13 protein-coding genes and 1 pseudogene are annotated in these 18,177 nt (G+C 58.5%); 10 read left to right on the top strand and 4 right to left on the bottom strand.

Annotation, left to right across the window (positions count from 1 at the left end; all coding sequences use genetic code 11):
• Window positions 1-30: 30 nt before the first annotated feature.
• Window positions 31-1,458 carry an arginine-ornithine antiporter gene (gene arcD, locus LOY56_RS19980; protein WP_258616738.1) on the bottom strand — a complete coding sequence of 476 codons (1,428 nt, stop codon included), beginning with the start codon at window positions 1,456-1,458 and terminating at the stop codon, window positions 31-33.
• A 409-nt stretch (window positions 1,459-1,867) separates the two neighbouring features.
• A pseudogene (locus LOY56_RS19975) lies at window positions 1,868-2,128 on the bottom strand (RNA polymerase sigma factor); the annotation flags it as partial.
• 301 nt (window positions 2,129-2,429) lie between these two features.
• On the opposite strand from LOY56_RS19975, the gene LOY56_RS19970 reads away from it, so the two are divergent.
• The 4 genes from LOY56_RS19970 to LOY56_RS19955 are packed head-to-tail and all read left to right on the top strand — an operon-like array spanning window position 2,430 to window position 8,360.
• On the top strand, window positions 2,430-3,281 hold the full coding sequence (locus LOY56_RS19970; RefSeq protein WP_258616736.1) for a hypothetical protein: 852 nt from the start codon (window positions 2,430-2,432) through the stop codon (window positions 3,279-3,281).
• 11 nt (window positions 3,282-3,292) lie between these two features.
• A complete protein-coding gene (locus tag LOY56_RS19965; RefSeq protein WP_258616734.1) occupies window positions 3,293-5,455 on the top strand; it encodes a lipase family protein in 2,163 nt (720 codons plus the stop codon).
• A 29-nt stretch (window positions 5,456-5,484) separates the two neighbouring features.
• Window positions 5,485-7,542 carry a type VI secretion system tip protein TssI/VgrG gene (gene tssI / locus LOY56_RS19960; RefSeq protein WP_258616733.1) on the top strand — a complete coding sequence of 686 codons (2,058 nt, stop codon included), beginning with the start codon at window positions 5,485-5,487 and terminating at the stop codon, window positions 7,540-7,542.
• A complete protein-coding gene (locus LOY56_RS19955) occupies window positions 7,539-8,360 on the top strand; it encodes a DUF4123 domain-containing protein (RefSeq protein ID WP_258616732.1) in 822 nt (273 codons plus the stop codon). Before tssI ends, LOY56_RS19955 begins: the two co-directional genes overlap by 4 nt.
• A gap of 41 nt (window positions 8,361-8,401) precedes the next feature.
• On the opposite strand, the gene LOY56_RS19950 is transcribed toward LOY56_RS19955, so the two are convergent.
• Together LOY56_RS19950 and gap are read right to left on the bottom strand one after the other, a co-directional pair.
• Window positions 8,402-8,866: a methylglyoxal synthase gene (locus LOY56_RS19950; RefSeq protein WP_258616730.1), complete on the bottom strand. Its 465-nt coding sequence runs from the start codon at window positions 8,864-8,866 to the stop codon at window positions 8,402-8,404.
• 179 nt (window positions 8,867-9,045) lie between these two features.
• Window positions 9,046-10,047 (bottom strand): type I glyceraldehyde-3-phosphate dehydrogenase, encoded by a 1,002-nt coding sequence (gene gap, locus LOY56_RS19945; protein WP_258616729.1) that lies wholly within the window; start codon window positions 10,045-10,047, stop codon window positions 9,046-9,048.
• A gap of 219 nt (window positions 10,048-10,266) precedes the next feature.
• On the opposite strand from gap, the gene edd reads away from it, so the two are divergent.
• The 6 genes from edd to LOY56_RS19915 all read left to right on the top strand — a co-directional run bounded on the left by edd (window position 10,267) and on the right by LOY56_RS19915 (window position 18,167).
• Window positions 10,267-12,093, top strand: a complete 1,827-nt coding sequence (gene edd, locus LOY56_RS19940) for a phosphogluconate dehydratase (RefSeq protein ID WP_258616728.1) — start codon at window positions 10,267-10,269, stop codon at window positions 12,091-12,093.
• A complete protein-coding gene (locus tag LOY56_RS19935; protein WP_258616727.1) occupies window positions 12,090-13,043 on the top strand; it encodes a glucokinase in 954 nt (317 codons plus the stop codon). The genes edd and LOY56_RS19935 overlap by 4 nt, the downstream gene beginning before the upstream one ends.
• Window positions 13,044-13,144: 101 nt before the next feature.
• Window positions 13,145-13,876, top strand: a complete 732-nt coding sequence (locus LOY56_RS19930) for a response regulator (RefSeq protein ID WP_258616725.1) — start codon at window positions 13,145-13,147, stop codon at window positions 13,874-13,876.
• On the top strand, window positions 13,866-15,335 hold the full coding sequence (locus LOY56_RS19925) for an ATP-binding protein (RefSeq protein ID WP_258616724.1): 1,470 nt from the start codon (window positions 13,866-13,868) through the stop codon (window positions 15,333-15,335). Before LOY56_RS19930 ends, LOY56_RS19925 begins: the two co-directional genes overlap by 11 nt.
• 147 nt (window positions 15,336-15,482) lie before the next feature.
• Entirely contained in the window at window positions 15,483-16,742 is a 1,260-nt protein-coding gene (locus LOY56_RS19920) for an AGE family epimerase/isomerase (RefSeq protein ID WP_258616723.1), read from the top strand.
• Window positions 16,743-16,859: 117 nt separating this feature from the next.
• Window positions 16,860-18,167: an ABC transporter substrate-binding protein gene (locus LOY56_RS19915; RefSeq protein ID WP_258616722.1), complete on the top strand. Its 1,308-nt coding sequence runs from the start codon at window positions 16,860-16,862 to the stop codon at window positions 18,165-18,167.
• Window positions 18,168-18,177: the final 10 nt, after the last annotated feature.

Genomic DNA, 18,177 nt, shown 5'->3' with positions numbered 1-18,177 from the left:
ATCCTCCAGATGACAAATGAGAGTCGGGTGTTACAGAGTCAGGAAGCCGTCATACAGCCCGTAAGCTGCCACCAGGGCGCCCACGACTACGGCGGCGAAAATCAGCTTCTCGACGTTGGTGAAAACCGGTTTGTTGACTTCAAGTTTGGCCTTGGCGAACAGGATCACGCCGGGCGCATAGAGCAGGGCGGAGAGCAGCAGGTATTTGACGCCGCCGGCATAGATCAACCAGACCGCATAGATCAACGCGACGGCGCCGATGAACAGGTCTTTCCTGCGCTCGGCTATAGCGTTTTCATAACTTTCGCCGCGTACCGCCAACAGCAGCGCGTAAGCCGCCGACCAGAGGTACGGCACCAGAATCATTGAGGTGGCGAGGTAGATCAGCGACAGGTAAGTGCTGGCCGAGAACAGCGTGACGATCAGGAACAACTGGACCATGACGTTGGTCAGCCACAAGGCGTTGACCGGTACATGGTTGGCGTTTTCCTTGCGCAAAAACGCCGGCATGGTGTGGTCCTTGGCGGCAGCGAACATGATTTCTGCACACAGCAACACCCACGACAGCAGCGCACCGAGCAACGAGATGATAAGGCCGACGCTGATCAGCACCGCGCCCCAATGACCGACCACATGTTCCAGCACCGCGGCCATGGACGGATTCTGCAGTTTTGCCAGTTCCGGTTGGGTCATGATCCCCAGCGACAGCACATTTACCAGCACCAGGAACAGCAGCACGGTGATGAAACCGATGACGGTGGCTTTACCCACGTCACTGCGTTTTTCCGCACGGGCCGAGAAGATGCTTGCGCCTTCGATGCCGATGAACACCCACACGGTGACCAGCATCATGTTGCGCACCTGGTTCATCACACTGCCCAGGTCAGGGTTTTTCAGGCCCCAGATGTCGGCGGTGAAGATGTCCAGTTTGAACGCGAACACGGCGATCAGCACGAACAGCAGCAACGGCACGACCTTGGCGATGGTGGTCACCAGGTTGATGAACGCTGCTTCCTTGATCCCCCGCAACACGAGAAAGTGCACGGCCCAGAGCAGTACTGAGGCGCCGATCACTGCGGCAACGGTATTGCCTTCGCCAAAAATCGGGAAGAAATAACCGAGGGTGCTGAACAGCAATACGAAGTAACCAACGTTGCCCAGCCAGGCACTGATCCAGTAACCCCAGGCGGACGAGAAACCCATGTAGTCACCGAAACCGGCTTTGGCGTAGGCGTAAACACCGCCGTCCAGATCAGGTTTTCGATTAGCGAGGGTCTGGAAGACGAAAGCCAGGGTCAACATGCCCACCGCGGTAATTGCCCAACCGATAAGAACGGCACCCACATCAGCACTGGCGGCCATGTTTTGGGGCAAGGAAAAAATCCCGCCACCAATCATTGAGCCGACAACCAGCGCAATCAGTGCACCGAGTTTCAATTTTCCGGGGGATTCAGACATTGCATGACTCCAATGCAGGAGAGGAGAGAAAACAGGTTAGTTTCGTTCGCTGTTCAATCGTCTGATTTAGATCAATGCATGGTCACATTCCATTGTTAATTAATGACTTAGGGGGGGGCTTTGGCAGGCATAAGGCTAATGCCCGGAAAGCCCTGTGCAGAGACCTCGGGATAAAAATTAAAGAAATAAAGCGTATCAGTTGAGGTTTAGACGCTAGTTTGTTTTTTTGTTTTGGCAAGTATTGGTCATTTGATTTTGCAGTGATATTGATTTATTAGAATCTACCGACAAAACCGCTATTTCGGGATGGCTGCAATAGCGTGATCAGTTATAAATAAAGACAAAGTTGGCGTTAATTGATAAACGTTATTGCGCTTTATCTATTCAGTTAAAAACCGGCTATGTGACGGTCTTGCGGCCATAGCTGCCGTTGGCATGCTGACCCTGGCCTTCGTCTTTCAGACACTGGCGGCGCCAGGTTGCGGGCGGTCTGGAACACGAAGGGTTCAAGGTGATCGATGGTCCGCTCGCTGAGCGCTCGGGTCACGCTCAGGTAGGTTTCCTGCAAGAGGTCTTCGACGGTGCTGTGATTGTTGACCATCCGCTCCAGCGTGCGCAGCAGCGAGAGGCGCTGGGCGATGAAGAGGTGATTGAAATGCAATTGACTCACGGGAGGACCTGATCCATTTCGAGCGAATGATAATGCTTATCATCTGAGTGGGCGATCAAGTACTAGTTTTGTAAGCGTCGTCATACGTTCAGCGCGGGAGGGGAGGACGCTAATAGAGAGCTGCTCGCTTTGCGGAAAATTGCCCAGCTCCCAATCATTGCATGGCTGAAAATGTCAGATATTTCAGAGATTGGCGTAGGCGCGGTCCCAAACGTTTCCTGGCCCCTCAGACAGTTCTGGATGACTGCTATACCCCTGTTGATACTTCGTTTTCTACGGAGTCAGTTGGCAGGAGCATCAAGTGACAGCACGCCAGGAATGGGATAAGCCAGTTCTCAATAACGGTCCATCGTCGTGTTTCGCGAGCGGGCAATTTGCTCGCGCACTGGCAATCATTGCGCTGGCGCTTGCCGCTGGCGGTTGTGTTTTTGCACCGTCAGAGAGTTTTACCTTGCAGGCCCAAGTGCCGGCCGATTTCAGGGTCAAGGCCGATGCCTATTACGAGCCGGCCAGCGGCGAAACCTGTGAGGCGCCGCCGCGCCAGCGTGGAAAAGTGGCGCCGAACCGCAAGTTTTTCACCAGTGAATTCCAAAGCATTGCGCGCACGGCCGAGTTTCAGATCCCGTTGACGACGCGCGCGGGCGGCTGTCCGTTGGTGTTGAGTAGTTTGAGGTTGAATTTGCGAGCGAAATGGGGGCCAGCTCGGCTCGATGGCAGTAATGATTTTGCCAGCCTGTCCTTTTATGACGAACTTGCAGATGACCGTCCAGGTTTTCCAGCCTCCGGTATTCAGGCGTTTCAAGGGCAATGCCAGTGGCTGTTTCGCACGGTGGGACCCAAGCGGGCGATCATAAAAATCCTGCACTGTCGGGCCGTCGACGCGGATGGACAAATGGTGAAGCGCATAGCGGGCGGGGTATTGCAGCGCGATCAATTGCCGGGCAGGACGGTGAGGATGGTGTTCGGGATGGCGGCCGAGGAGCGGCCCTTTGGGCAGGACACCTGGATCCGCTTTCCGCAAGGTTGGAAACGTTGCCTAGGTGAAAACCTCGAGGATCAAGACGCTTTTTGCCGTGGTAACACCGTCGATTTCAAGTCTTTCAAAATGCCGGATGGTCGCGAGTGCACCGTCTACCCCAACTGCACTGAATAAGGAAATCAGATATGGCACATCAGGAGCGAGATCACTCTTGTTTCAGCAGCAAAATGCTGGTTTGCCCGCTACGGGGGCACTGGACGAGTTTTCGACTAGTTGACGAGCAAGGTGACGGGAAACCCTATGGTGGTTTGCCTTACACCGTTGTGGACAGTGTCGGCCAGGAATATACCGGACGATTGGATGGTGAGGGATTTGCAAAACTAGAGAACCATTACCGAGGAACTGTCGTACTCAACTTGGACAAGCGGTACAGCGGACTCGACAAACCCTATGAACGGTTGATAAAACGAGACTACTACCCCCTCCCCATCACCGAACTCCAGTTCCGCGCCGAACAAACCCGTTTCTTCCACGAAGACGGATTTCGTCGTGAACACAACCCGGCCATCAAGGACGCCGATGTCTTTATCCAGGTCGAGGTGCGGGATCTGGTCCGTGAAGGCGCGCATTTACCACCGGTGGTCAAGCGCTTCTACGAACCAAAAAGAGCACTGCTTCGGGCCATGAGCGAGCTGGGTTTCGGCCCCGAGCATTCGTTCGGCGTTGCGTTGAGCCCCAACCGACACACTGTGCTGGAAGTGCGGCCGATGCGCGCCTTGCGGCCACTGTTGTCTACGGATGACAAATTTTGTGCGCTGAATCTCTATCAACTGGCACTGATGGCGACCTTGAGTTACACCGACTTCGCCCAAGACCCGCGCGAAAAACCGCTGGATAAAGTGCGCTTTCCTGAGGACCCGAGCATCGGCAATCTGTTCGGCGAGGCGTTGGCCAGTTACCGGGAAAATTGGCGAATTGATAAGAGCCAGTCCCAGAGATTTTACCCGTTGTACGAGGATGTGCCGTATTCAAAACGGCTGGAAATCCTGCCGTTCGACCCGACGCTGTATGAGCAAAATCACCCGGACAAAGGCAAGGACCAGGAACATCCGGCCAACCAACATTTTTTCGATGATCGGGAAGATGGCGGCGATACCCAGGCGTTCATGTGTCATCACGATGAAGTCATTCTGATTTCGGTGCGCGGCACGGCCAGTCTGAAAGATGCATTACGTGATGTGCATGCGCTTCAGGTTCCGTTCGAGGAGGGTGTCGGGCAGGTTCATAAGGGGTTTTACAGCGCATATCAAGCGCTCAGCGAGTTCGTGCAAAACTATTTGCACCGATTCTACGCAGGTCAAAAAATCATCATATGCGGCCACAGTCTCGGGGGAGCTATCGCCTTGCTGCTGGCCGAAGCACTGCGTCGAAACACCACGCATAAATACAACATCCTCCTCTACACCTACGGCGCCCCACGCGCCGGCGACTCAACCTTTGTTGAAGGCGCCAGCGACCTCGTCCACCACCGCATGGTCAATCACAACGACCCGGTGCCCGGCGTACCGGCGCCATGGATGGACGCTAACTGGAAGATCTGGGTCCCGGGCCTGGCGACGACGGTCGTTTCCGGCCCCTATGGCATGTTGCTGTTTGGCGCCGGTCTGGTGCGCGTGGGCGGTGATCCCTATCAGCATCATGGGCAACAGCAGCATTTCATGCCTGTGCGCTTTGATGATAAGGAGTGGTCGTCGATTTTGTGGGACCCGGATTGCGAGTCCATCGAAGCGGCCGCCTGTACCGCCATGCTGGAAAAGACCCGACGGGCTGATATGCCGGCTCGCGATGGCCTGCTCGCGCAACTGATCAATTACACCGACCACATGATGATCGCCAGCTACATCCCTTGTGCCTGGGCGACTTTGCGCCGCTGGCAGCAAACCCAGGAGAACGGCGTGTCCATTGTCACCGACCGCGAGTACCGCGTCGTCGAAGACGCCTTGGCAACGCTCAAGGAGAAACTTTACGAATATGCCCGCCAGGTGCGCCATAACGAGGGGCCGCGTGGTGCGACGACGAAGGAAAACGCCGCGATGAATGCCCTGTACCGAGAGCGAAGTCGCCTGGAAAAAACCCATAAGCGCTTGCAAACCGTGCGCTATCGCCGCCTTACCCTGGCGGATGTGTATGGCAGTGCTGCCCAGTTACCGGCGTTCACCGGTAGCGTGGAGCGCTGGGCAAAACACGCTGAAAACCAGAGCCCGGTGCAGTACGCAATGATTCCAAGGCAATTGGATGATGGCTTTCGGCTGGCCCGCGAGCCGCTGGATATCGATTCGATCAGCTGAGCGTGGTCAACATTTTAAAGGACTCTGCGATGCATGACTCAATCTCCAAACCGCACTTCTATTTCGATATCAGCGGGTTGCAGCATGACTTTCAAGTCCTGGCCTTCAAAGCCAGTGAATCGATCAGCCAGCCCTATGAGGTGACGCTGGAGCTGGTCAGTGAACGGTCAAATTTTGACCTCGAGACGCCGCTGCACAAACCTGCATTCCTAGGCTTTGGCCCTCCCGGCGAGGGCTTGCACGGGCTGGTTTATAGCGTTGCGCAGCGAGAGTCAGGTAAACGACTGACGCGTTATGAACTGACATTAGTGCCTCAACTGGCGTATCTGGCCTTCTGCAGCGACCAGCGAATTTTTCAGCAACGCAGCGTCGAGCAGATCATTACCGAAGTGTTGAACAAGCACGGCATGCTCGGCGATACGTTCACTTTTCAATTGGGCCCAAGCGTCTATCCGCCACGCGAGTACTGTGTTCAGTTCAATGAAACCGATCTGGGATTTATTCAGCGACTCTGTGAAGAGTCGGGTATTCACTACCATTTTCAGCACAGCCCACAAGGGCACCTATTAGTGTTTGGCGATGATCAGACCTGTTTTCGCCGGTTGGCCCCGTCAACCTTTCGACAAAAAAATGGTCAGGTTGCCGATCACCCGGTGATTGACACTTTCGGCGTGCGTTTCGCCGCTCGACCCAGTCAAGTGGCGATTCGGGACTATGACTTCGAAAAGCCCAACCGGCTTCTCGAAGAAAAAAGCAAAAGCCTGGCCGTTCCGCCCCTGGAGGACTACCGGGCGCCGGGACGTTTTAAAAGCGGTGATGAGGGCAAGCGGCTGGCCACGCGCCAGCTGGAGCAACATCGCAGCGACTACCGCTTGGCGGAAGGCGCCAGCGATCTCGGTAACCTGCACAGCGGTCACTTTCTCATCATGACTGATCATCATTGTGCGCAATGGAATGATCTTTGGCTCCTGACCGGCGTGACGCATGAAGGCCAGCAATTACAAGTGCTGGAAGAGGCGATGCCCTGCCAGATCCATGCCGCGGACTTTCAGGGTTATCGAAATACCTTCACCGCGACGCCTTGGGAGACTCCATATCGGCCGCCGAAAAAATACCCCAAACCGACCCTTTCCGGCAGTCAGACCGCCAAAGTTACCGGGCCGGCAGGAGAGGAAATCCACTGTGATGAATACGGTCGGGTCAAAGTCTGTTTTTACTGGGACCGTACCGACCCGCAAACCGATAAAAGCAGTTGCTGGCTGAGAGTCTCGACCGTTTTGGCTGGCGACGGCTACGGAATGGTCAGCATTCCCCGTGTCGGCATGGAAGTATTGATCACCTTTATGGATGGCGACCCCGATCGCCCTGTGATTTCCGGTTGTCTGCCTCACCGTACCAACCCGGTGCCCTATGAACTGCCGCAGAACAAGACCCGAAGCGTCTTTCGTAGTCGCAGTTCGAGCAAGAGCACAGGGTTCAATGAATTGTATATCGAAGATCGCGCCGGGCAAGAGCTGATCTACCTTCGGGCGCAGCGCGACATGGAGCAAAAAATTGAAAACGACAGTCGGCTGGAAGTCGGTCGCGAGCGCCGGGAAACGATCAGGGGCACCAGCACCAGTGTGTTCAAGACCGAAGAACATCGCACCACCACAGGCGACCGCAAAACGCGGCTAATGGCCAATGATCATCTGCACATCGCGCTAAGCAGCCATACCTATGTGGGTGAGGTGCTGGTCGCAGAGGCGGGTCAGGAAATTCATTTCAAAGGCGGGGTGAAACTGGTGCTCGACGCAGGCGATAACATGACCTTGTGTGCTGGCGATCAGCATTTTGTGATCTGTTCGAGTGGCATTTACAGCAGTTGTGCAATCGAGGTGGGGGGGAGCCCCGCGCTAGGTACGCTGGCGGCACCGTTGATACCGGGTGCAACTCAGGCATTGACGACCCCGATCGAACGAGCGCCGGTCATCGCTTTTGTCCAACGGTCGCTGATGGCGCTGGCTCGCGAGCAATGCGCAGACTTCTGCCCGATCTGCGAGGCCTGTCGAGAGGGCGTTTGTTCAACCGAAGGAGTCTGCGCATGAGCAACCTGCCTGTTCAGTGGATGGTGCAGCAATCACAACTTGGCCGCAGTCTGGGTTTGATACTTGACTCGAAGGCGGCGCCGCGAATTCATCAGAGTTTGTTGCACCAGCTGACACCTGAACACTATCGCAGCATCTACAGGGAAACCGCCGTCGCCGCGCTGGCCGTGGGCGGCCCGTTTATTTTTTCAATCGATAGTCTGAATCCGTCATCGCTCAATGAGTTGTTCGAAGGGCAGTCCCTGGATTGGGGGTGGCTGGCGAGCATCGAAAAACACTCAATCGCAATGCTGGTGAAACATTGGCGCGAACGTCTGTTAATCGGGAAGCGATCGCAACAGGCGCTGTACCGTTTCCACGATAACCGGGTGTTGGCGCGAGCACTGGCTCATCTTCCCGAGTCGGCGTACCCCGAATATCTGGGGCCGGTCATCAGTGCCTGTTACTGGCAGGGCGAGCACTGGACGACAGTAGAGAATCCTGCGTCGGGTGAATACCCGGTCCCCGACGCTCCGCAATGGCTGGATATTCCGGCACCGGTCAACCAGGCGCGGGCGATCCTGTTGGCGAATGTGGGTCAGTACCTGTTGGCCGAGCACAGTGAGGACCTTGCCCGATTGCCGGAAGACCTGTCGCCGAGCGCCTGGCTGATAGAACAACTCGACCTGGCACAGCGGTGGGGATGGCAGACGCCGGAGCAGCTGCATTTTTTGGTTGTCGAGCGTTTGCGGGAGATGCACACGCCCGGTATCAAAAACTGGGATCCGAGGCCTGAAGAATACGCGCAGGCTCATTTTGAGCGCCTGCGCGGCGAGTGACTTCCCGAGATCAAAACCTGTCGGCAGACCGCAAGCCTGTGCTAGCACCGTCCCGACAGATAGGTCGCGTAATCCGGAATGCGGTGTTCGTGAGCCTGATCCATCAACGGGCTACTGAGCAGGTAATCGGCGCTGCACTCGTTGCAGGCCACCGGGATGTTCCACACCGCCGCGACCCGCAGCAGCGCCTTGATGTCCGGGTCGTGGGGTTGCGGTTCGAACGGGTCCCAGAAGAACACCAGCATGTCGACCCGCTGCTCGGCGATTCGCGCGCCGAGTTGCTGATCACCGCCCAGCGGACCGCTAATCATGCTTTCCACCGGCAGGTCGAGGCGTTGTTGCAACAACAACCCCGTCGTGCCGGTGGCGACCAGTTCGTGTTGCGCGAGTTTGTCTTTCTGCCGCTCGGCCCAGTCCAGCAAAAACACTTTGCAGTGGTCATGGGCAACCAGGGCGATACGCTTACGCGCGGCCAGGGTCTTTTGCGTAAAGCTGATACCGATCATCGCTTGCTTCTCCAGACGAGAATGCGCGCCTGCGACGACGCATTTTTCGGCGTTTCCTGTAGGCGCTGCCGAAGGCTGCGATCTTTTGATCTTGACCGATGGTGAGACCGATAAAAGATTAAAGGATCGAAGCCTGCGGCAGCGCCTACGGGGCCGCGTCGACACAGGTGTCGAGCTGTTTATTCTGCGTTGCAGAGTGCCAGGCAGTTATCGAGCATGCGGTTGGAGAAGCCCCATTCGTTGTCGTACCAGGCCAGCACTTTGAGCAGCTTGCCGCTGGACTTGGTGTGGTTGGCGTCGAAGATCGACGACAGCGGGTTGTGGTTGAAGTCGCTGGAAACCAGCGGCAGGGTGTTGTAACCCAGAATCTTCGAATGCTGGCTGGCTTCTTTGAGCAGCGCATTGACTTCATCGGCCGACGCTTCACGCTTGAGCTGCACGGTCAGGTCCACCAATGACACGTTGATCACCGGAACACGCACCGCCATGCCGGTCAGTTTGCCCGCCAGTTCCGGCAGCACCAGGCCTACCGCTTCAGCGGCGCCGGTCTTGCTCGGGATCATGTTCTGGGTGGCGGAACGGGCGCGGTACGGGTCGGTGTGGTAGACGTCGGTCAGGTTCTGATCGTTGGTGTAGGCATGGATGGTGGTCATCAGACCGCTTTCGATGCCCAGCTCGCGATGCAGCACCTGGGCCACCGGGGCCAGGCAGTTGGTGGTGCATGAGGCGTTGGAAATGATCTGGTGTGATTGGCGCAGAATGTCGTGGTTAACCCCGTAAACCACGGTGGCGTCAGCGCCTTTGGCCGGGGCCGAGATAATCACTTTGCGCGCGCCGGCCGTAATATGCGCGGCGGCTTTGGCACGGTCGGTGAACAGACCGGTGCATTCGAACACGACGTCGACCTTTTCCGCAGCCCAAGGCAGTTCAGCCGGGTTGCGAATGGCGCTGACCGAAATACGGTCGCCGTTGACGGTCAGGCTTTCCTGATCGTGCTGAACATCGGCATCGAATGTACCGTGAACGGTGTCGTATTTGAGTAGATGCGCGTTCATCGAACTGTCGCCCAGATCGTTGATCGCTACGATCTGCAGATCCTCCCGATAGCCTTGGGTATACAGTGCGCGCAGGACATTACGGCCAATACGGCCAAAACCATTGATTGCGATTCGAAGAGTCATTTACAGCGCCGCCGTCGGTTTGTTGTTGGAATTACAAGATTATTCGCAAAAAAATAGAAAACAAGCCTTTTTAGTGGCAATATTTTGTTTTATCTACAACGAGTGACCTGAATCAACTGGTCCGAATGATCAAGAAAACCGTCTGTCATCCCAATCACAGCGGAGCTTGATCAGCATAGACAATCAGGTCGCCACATCCGTTAGCCTGGAGTTCTACACATGCATCCCCGCGTCCTTGAGGTCACCGAACGGCTTATCGCCCGCAGCCGCACCACGCGTGAGGCTTACCTTGCATTGATCCGCGGCGCCGCCAGCGACGGCCCGATGCGCGGCAAGCTGCAATGCGCCAACTTCGCCCATGGCGTGGCCGGGTGTGGCAGCGACGACAAGCACAGCCTGCGGATGATGAACTCCGCCAACATCGCCATCGTTTCGTCATATAACGACATGCTCTCGGCGCACCAGCCGTACGAAGTCTTCCCTGAACAGATCAAAAAGGCCCTGCGCGAAATCGGCTCCGTCGGTCAGTTCGCCGGTGGCACTCCCGCGATGTGCGATGGCGTGACCCAAGGCGAGCCGGGCATGGAATTGAGCCTGCCGAGTCGTGAAGTGATCGCGCTGTCCACTGCCGTAGCGCTTTCCCACAATATGTTCGACGGCGCGCTGATGCTCGGCATCTGCGACAAGATCGTGCCAGGCCTGATGATGGGCGCGTTGCGTTTCGGTCATTTACCGACGATTTTCGTGCCGGGCGGGCCGATGGTGTCGGGCATCTCCAACAAACAGAAAGCCGATGTGCGCCAGCGCTACGCCGAAGGCAAGGCGACGCGCGAAGAGCTGCTGGAATCGGAGATGAAGTCCTATCACAGCCCTGGCACCTGCACCTTCTACGGCACCGCCAACACCAACCAGTTACTGATGGAAGTGATGGGCCTGCACTTGCCGGGCGCCTCGTTTGTCAACCCGAACACCCCGTTGCGCGATGCCCTGACCCGCGAAGCGGCGCACCAGGTTACCCGCCTGACCAAGCAGAACGGCGACTTCATGCCGATCGGCGAAATCGTCGACGAGCGTTCGCTGGTCAACTCGATTGTTGCGTTGCACGCCACCGGCGGCTCGACCAACCACACGCTGCACATGCCGGCCATCGCCATGGCCGCGGGTATTCAATTGACGTGGCAGGACATGGCCGACCTCTCCGAGGTGGTGCCGACCCTGAGCCACGTCTACCCGAACGGTAAAGCCGACATCAACCACTTCCAAGCAGCGGGCGGCATGTCGTTCCTGATCCGCGAACTGCTGGAAGCCGGCCTGCTACACGAAAACGTCAACACCGTGCTCGGCCACGGCCTGAGCCGCTACACCAAAGAACCGTTCCTCGATAACGGCGAACTGGTCTGGCGCGAAGGCCCGATCGAAAGCCTCGACGAAAACATCCTGCGTCCGGTCGCTCGCGCATTCTCGCCTGAGGGTGGCTTGCGCGTAATGGAAGGCAACCTCGGCCGTGGCGTGATGAAAGTATCCGCCGTCGCTTTGGAAAACCAGGTCGTCGAAGCGCCGGCCATGGTGTTCCAGGATCAACAGGACCTGGCCGATGCGTTCAAGGCCGGTTTGCTCGAGAAGGATTTTGTCGCCGTGATGCGCTTTCAGGGCCCGCGCTCCAACGGCATGCCGGAGCTGCATAAGATGACGCCGTTCCTCGGCGTGTTGCAGGACCGTGGCTTCAAAGTTGCGTTGGTGACTGACGGGCGCATGTCCGGCGCCTCGGGGAAAATCCCGGCGGCGATCCACGTCAGCCCCGAAGCTTATGTGGGTGGCGCTTTGGCGCGAGTGCAAGAGGGCGATATCATCCGCGTCGATGGCGTCAAAGGCACCTTGGAGCTTAAGGTGGACGCCAAAGAATTCGCAGCGCGCGAACCTGCCAAGGGTCTGTTGGGCAACAACATCGGCAGCGGTCGCGAACTGTTTGGTTTCATGCGCATGGCCTTCAGCTCCGCAGAGCAAGGCGCCAGCGCCTTTACTTCTGCCCTGGAGACGCTTAATTGAAACTGGCTTTGGTCGGTGACATCGGTGGCACCAACGCACGTTTCGCGTTGTGGAAAAACCAGCAGCTGGAATCGATCCAGGTGCTGGCGACGGCAGACCACGCCAGCCCGGAGGAGGCCATTGCGCTTTACCTGAGCGGGCTTGGTCTGGCGCCGGGTTCGATCGGTTCGGTGTGCCTGTCGGTGGCAGGCCCCGTGAGCGGCGATGAATTCAAGTTCACCAACAATCACTGGCGGCTCAGCCGCAAGGGGTTCTGCAAGACTTTGCAGGTGGATCAATTGCTGCTGGTCAACGACTTCTCGGCGATGGCGTTGGGCATGACCCGTTTGCAGCCGGGCGAGTTTCGGGTGGTCTGCGAAGGCACGCCGGAACCGTTGCGGCCGGCGGTGGTGATCGGTCCGGGTACTGGCCTGGGCGTGGGCACCTTGCTCGATCTGGGCGAGGACCGTTTTGCCCCGCTGCCGGGGGAGGGCGGTCACGTCGACCTGCCGCTGAGCAGCCCGCGAGAAACCCAACTGTGGCAGCACATCTTCAATGAGATCGGCCATGTCAGCGCTGAAACGGCATTGAGCGGCAGTGGTTTGCCGCGGGTCTACCGGGCGATCTGCGCGGTGGACGGTCACACGCCGGTGCTCGACACGCCTGAGGCGATTACCGCGGCCGGGCTGGCGGGCGACCCGATTGCCCTGGAAGTGCTCGAGCAGTTCTGCTGCTGGCTGGGGCGCGTGGCCGGCAACAATGTGCTGACCACCGGCGCGCGCGGCGGTGTCTACATCGTTGGCGGGGTGATTCCACGGTTTGCCGATTTCTTCCTCGAAAGTGGTTTCGCCCGGTGCTTCGCCGACAAGGGCTGCATGAGCGATTACTTCAAAGGCATTCCGGTGTGGCTGGTGACGGCGCCGTATTCCGGGTTGGTGGGCGCGGGTGTGGCGCTGGAGCAAGCGCAGTAATGATCGTTCCCACGCTCTGCGTGGGAACGATCGACGCGGTGTTTGTTGGTTTCGTGCTTAAGGCATAATCCACCTAATTCAAACAACAAGGACGCCGCCCCGTGAGCTCAGTCAACAAGTCAATTTTGTTGGTCGATGACGATCAAGAGATACGCGAGTTGCTGGACACCTACCTGACCCGCGCCGGTTTCCAGGTCCGCACCACGCCCGATGGTGCAGGCTTTCGTCAGGCCCTGAACGAGGCGCCGAGCGATCTGGTGATTCTCGATGTGATGCTGCCGGACGAAGACGGTTTCAGCCTTTGCCGCTGGGTCCGCCAACACCCGCGCCAGGCCCATGTGCCAATCATCATGCTCACCGCCAGTTCCGACGAGGCCGACCGCGTCATCGGCCTGGAACTGGGCGCCGACGACTACCTCGGCAAACCCTTCAGCCCCCGTGAATTGCAGGCGCGCATCAAAGCCTTGTTGCGCCGCGCGCAGTTCGGTCAGGAGCGTTCCGGCAGTGAAATGCTGGCTTTCGACGACTGGCGGCTGGACATGGTCAGCCATCGACTGTTCCACATCGACGGCGAGGAAGTGATTCTCTCCGGCGCCGATTTCGCGCTGCTGAAACTGTTCCTCGATCACCCCCAGGAAATTCTCGACCGCGACACCATCGGCAACGCCACCCGTGGCCGTGACTTGATGCCGCTCGATCGCATCGTCGACATGGCGGTCAGCCGTTTGCGCCAGCGCCTGCGCGACACCGAAAAGCCGCCGCGGCTGATCCGTACCGTGCGCGGCAGTGGCTACCAATTGGCCGCCAATGTGGTTGCCAGCAATGGTCACTGATCTTCTGCGCAAGCTCGCCAGGCAGGTGCCGGTACCGCGCTCGCTGCTCGGGCGCATGTTGCTGCTGACGTTGCTGGCTGTCCTGTTCGCCCAGGCGCTGTCGAGCGTGATCTGGGTTTCGCAATTGCGCGCCACGCAACTTGAAGGCCTGGTCACCAGCGCTCGTAGCCTGGCGCATTCGATGACGGCCAGCGTCAGTTATTTCCGTTCGTTGCCGGTGGCGTTTCGTCCGCTGGTACTCGATCAATTGCGCAGCATGGGCGGCACCCGGTTCGTGGTGACCCTCAACGACAAACCCTTAGGGATGGAAGTGCTGCCGATCACCCCCCGCAAAGAGGCGGTGCTCAAGGCTGTGGACGAAGTGCTGCGCCAGTCGTTGGGCCAGGACACCGATATCTCGGTGACCTTCGTCAGCCCCGAAGACCTGCGGATTTTCAACGGCGGCTTGAAGCTCGATGAGTTGCCGCGCTCTTGGGCGCATTACGCGTTGACCCTGGAACCGGTGAACCCGCCGGTGTTGGTCACGCAAATCCAGATGGCACCGGGGGAATGGCTGTACATCGCCTCATTGTTGCCCGAACCCTACACCAGTCTTGAAGAGCAAGGCCTGCCCGCGCAGCAGGTCTGGTTCATCGTTCTCACCAGCGGTTTCTTGCTGCTGTTCATCGGTCTGTTGGTGCATTGGCAGAGCCGGCCGCTCAAGCGATTGGCGCGGGCGGCGCGGGAAATGTCGCTGGGTGCGGAAGTCGAACCGGTGGCCGAGGGCGGCGGCAGTGAAGTGGTGGAAGTGGGCCGTGCGTTCAATGCGATGCGCGAGCGTATCAGCCGTTACCTGACCGAACGCAGCCAGTTGTTCAGCGCGATTTCCCATGACTTGCGCACGCCGATCACCCGATTGCGACTGCGGGTGGAACTGCTCGAAGACGAAAAACTGCAGGCCAAATTCGGACGCGATCTGGATGAGCTGGAGTTGCTGGTCAAGGGCGCATTGCAATGCGTGAAAGACACCGACATTCATGAAAACATCGAGCCGGTGGACCTCAACCATGTGCTCAATTGCCTGGTGGAACCGTATCTGGCGCCCAACGGCAATGGCCGTGTGACTCAACATGGCCGGGCGCTGGCGCCGTATCCCGGTAAGCCATTGGCGCTCAAGCGGTGCATCGGCAACCTGATCGACAACGCCTTGAAGTATGGGCAGAACGCGCACCTGCACATCGATGACGACGAAAGCGCGTTCGTCCTGCATGTCGACGATGAAGGGCCAGGCGTGCCGGAGCAGCGGTTGGAGCAGGTGTTCGAGCCGCACTTCCGCCTGGCCGGGCAGCAGCAGGGTTATGGCCTGGGGCTGGGGATTGCACGCAACATTGCTCATAGCCATGGCGGTGAAGTCAGCCTGCAAAACCTGCGTGAAGGCGGGTTGCGGGTGACGCTGCAGTTGCCGCGATCAATGGATTGAAAACGCTCCCTCGCCACAAGACAGCACTCACCTCAGAGTCGGGGCTAATGTCACGACTCGGTGACATAGCTCGCCCCCTTCGTTACCTGCCTGCCATCTCCCGTTGTTTAGACTGCCCACGGTCATAACAACAAAAAAGGTATTCCCATGGACACCTTCCAACCCGCCTTCAGCCGTTGGCTGAACGCGCCTGCCCATCAGCAATGGCTCGCCGCTGAAGGCCTGCGCCTGCTGGGATTCGCCAAGGCTTCAAAGCTTGCCGAAGGCTTCGGCAACCTCGATGAAAAGGGTCGCCTGCCGGCCAACGCGCAAGCCGAAACCATGAACACCGCGCGCATGACCCACAGCTTCGCCATGGCCCACATCCAGGGCCTGCCGGGTTTTGCCGAGCTGGTGGATCACGGCATCAACGCCCTCCGCGGGCCGCTGCGTGATCCCGAACACGGCGGCTGGTTCGCCACGCCCGAACACCGCGACGGCAATACCGGCAAAGCTGCTTATCTGCATGCTTTCGTGGCGTTGGCCGCGAGTTCTGCGGTGGTCGCTCAGCGCCCGGGTGCACAAGCCTTGCTCGACGATGCGATCCACATCATCGACACGCATTTCTGGAGTGAGGAGGAGGGCGCCATGCGCGAATCCTTCAACCGCGACTTCAGTTGCGAGGAGGCCTATCGCGGCGCCAACAGCAACATGCACGCCACCGAAGCCTTTCTCGCCCTGGCCGATGTCACCGAGGACAACCGCTGGCTGATTCGCGCCCAGCGCATCGTCGAGCGCGTCATTCACGATCACGCCGCGTCCAACGATTATCTGGTGGTCGAGCATTTCGACCGCGACTGGCAGCCGCTACGCGACTACAACCACGACAACCCGGCTGACGGATTCCGCCCTTACGGCACCACGCCGGGCCATGGCTTCGAATGGGCGCGGCTGTTGCTGCACCTTGAAGCGGCGCGGGTGCAGGCCGGCATGCTCACGCCGGGCTGGCTCGCCACCGATGCGCAAAAACTGTTCGAGCACAATTGCCGTCACGGCTGGGACGTCGACGGTGCGCCGGGCATGGTCTACACCCTCGACTGGGACAATCGCGCGGTGGTTCGCCATCGTTTGCACTGGACTCATTGCGAAGCCAGCGCCGCCGCCAGTGCGCTGCTCAAACGCACCGGTGAGGAGCAATACGAGCACTGGTACCGACTGTTCTGGGAATTCTGTGACAGTCATTTCATTGACCGCTGCGATGGCAGCTGGCATCACGAACTCGATCCGCTGAACCGTCCGAGCGCCGATATCAGGGCCGGCAAACCCGATCTGTATCACGCCTGGCAAGCCGTTTTGATCCCGCGCCTGCCGCTAGCGCCGAGCATGGCCACTGCACTGGCGCAATGGTCCCAGAATGCTCCTGTGTAACCATGTGGTGACATTCGCGCGTCCCTTCGTTACCTGCGAAGGGACATCCCCTGTTTAGAATCCTATGCAGCGCAAGCACCAGACTTGCATGCATAACAACAAGAAAGGTACTACTAGATGAATGCGATTTCTCGCCTCGCTACTGTCATTTCTCTCGCTTCACTGCTTCCCGTTGCTGCATTTCCCGTCAGTGCCCTTGCCGCCGATGCCAAAGGTTCGGTGGAAGTCGTTCACTGGTGGACGTCTGGTGGTGAAAAAGCGGCCGTCGATGTGCTCAAGACCCAAGTCGAAAAAGACGGCTTCACCTGGAAAGACGGCGCAGTCGCCGGCGGTGGCGGCTCCACGGCCATGACCGTACTCAAAAGCCGCGCCGTGGCCGGTAACCCGCCGGGCGTTGCCCAGATCAAGGGGCCGGACATCCAGGAGTGGGGCAGCACTGGCCTGCTCAGCACCGACACCCTCAAAGACGTTTCCAAGTCCGAAGGCTGGGATAACCTGCTGATCAAGAAAGTCTCCGACACTGTGAAATACGAAGGCGATTACGTCGCCGTGCCGGTGAACATTCACCGCGTCAACTGGCTGTGGATCAACCCGGAAGTCTTCAAGAAAGCCGGGATCGATAAAGCGCCGACCACCCTCGAAGAATTCTATGCCGCGGGCGACAAGCTCAAAGCCGCCGGTTTCATCGCGCTTGCGCACGGTGGCCAGCCTTGGCAGGACAGCACCGTGTTTGAAGACGTGGTGCTCTCGGTCATGGGCGCAGACGGTTACAAGAAAGCCCTGGTCGACCTGGATCAGAAAACCCTCTCCGGGCCCGAGATGGCCAAGGCCTTCACCGAGCTGAAAAAAGTCACTGGCTACATGGACCCGAACCGCGCCGGTCGTGACTGGAACATCGCAGCCGCCGACGTCATCAGTGGCAAGGCCGGCATGCAGATGATGGGCGACTGGGCCAAGAGCGAATGGACCGCCGCGAAGAAAGTCGCGGGCAAGGACTACCAATGCGTACCGTTCCCGGGCACTGAAAAAGCCTTCACCTACAACATCGACTCGCTGGCTGTGTTCAAGCTCAAAGCCGATCGCAAAGGCGACATCGCCGCCCAGCAAGACCTGGCCAAGGTCGCTCTGGGCACAGACTTCCAGAAGGTCTTCAGCATCAACAAGGGTTCGATCCCGGTGCGCACCGACATGTTGAGCGAGATGGACAAGCTCGGTTTTGACTCTTGCGCTCAAGCGTCCGCCAAGGATTTCCTGGCAGACGAGAAGACCGGCGGTCTGCAACCGAGTATGGCGCACAACATGGCCACGTCCCTGGCCGTGCAGGGCGCGATCTTCGATGTGGTCACCAACTTCATGAACGACAAGAACGCTGACCCGGCCAAGGCCAGCGCGCAACTGGCGTCGGCCGTCAAAGCTGCCCAGTAAAACCAAGGCC

Origin of the sequence: Pseudomonas sp. B21-048 (assembly GCF_024748615.1) — a bacterium.
Taxonomy (GTDB): Bacteria; Pseudomonadota; Gammaproteobacteria; order Pseudomonadales; family Pseudomonadaceae; genus Aquipseudomonas.
Note: the sequence above shows the minus strand (reverse complement) of the source record. Positions and strands in the feature narration are given on the sequence as shown.

Coding starts and splice junctions, on each gene's coding strand:
- arcD (WP_258616738.1), bottom strand. CDS start 1,458: ATGTCTGAATCCCCCGGAAAATTGAAACTCGGTGCACTGATTGCGCTG.
- LOY56_RS19965 (WP_258616734.1), top strand. CDS start 3,293: ATGGCACATCAGGAGCGAGATCACTCTTGTTTCAGCAGCAAAATGCTG.
- tssI (WP_258616733.1), top strand. CDS start 5,485: ATGCATGACTCAATCTCCAAACCGCACTTCTATTTCGATATCAGCGGG.
- LOY56_RS19955 (WP_258616732.1), top strand. CDS start 7,539: ATGAGCAACCTGCCTGTTCAGTGGATGGTGCAGCAATCACAACTTGGC.
- LOY56_RS19950 (WP_258616730.1), bottom strand. CDS start 8,866: ATGATCGGTATCAGCTTTACGCAAAAGACCCTGGCCGCGCGTAAGCGT.
- gap (WP_258616729.1), bottom strand. CDS start 10,047: ATGACTCTTCGAATCGCAATCAATGGTTTTGGCCGTATTGGCCGTAAT.
- edd (WP_258616728.1), top strand. CDS start 10,267: ATGCATCCCCGCGTCCTTGAGGTCACCGAACGGCTTATCGCCCGCAGC.
- LOY56_RS19925 (WP_258616724.1), top strand. CDS start 13,866: ATGGTCACTGATCTTCTGCGCAAGCTCGCCAGGCAGGTGCCGGTACCG.
- LOY56_RS19920 (WP_258616723.1), top strand. CDS start 15,483: ATGGACACCTTCCAACCCGCCTTCAGCCGTTGGCTGAACGCGCCTGCC.
- LOY56_RS19915 (WP_258616722.1), top strand. CDS start 16,860: ATGAATGCGATTTCTCGCCTCGCTACTGTCATTTCTCTCGCTTCACTG.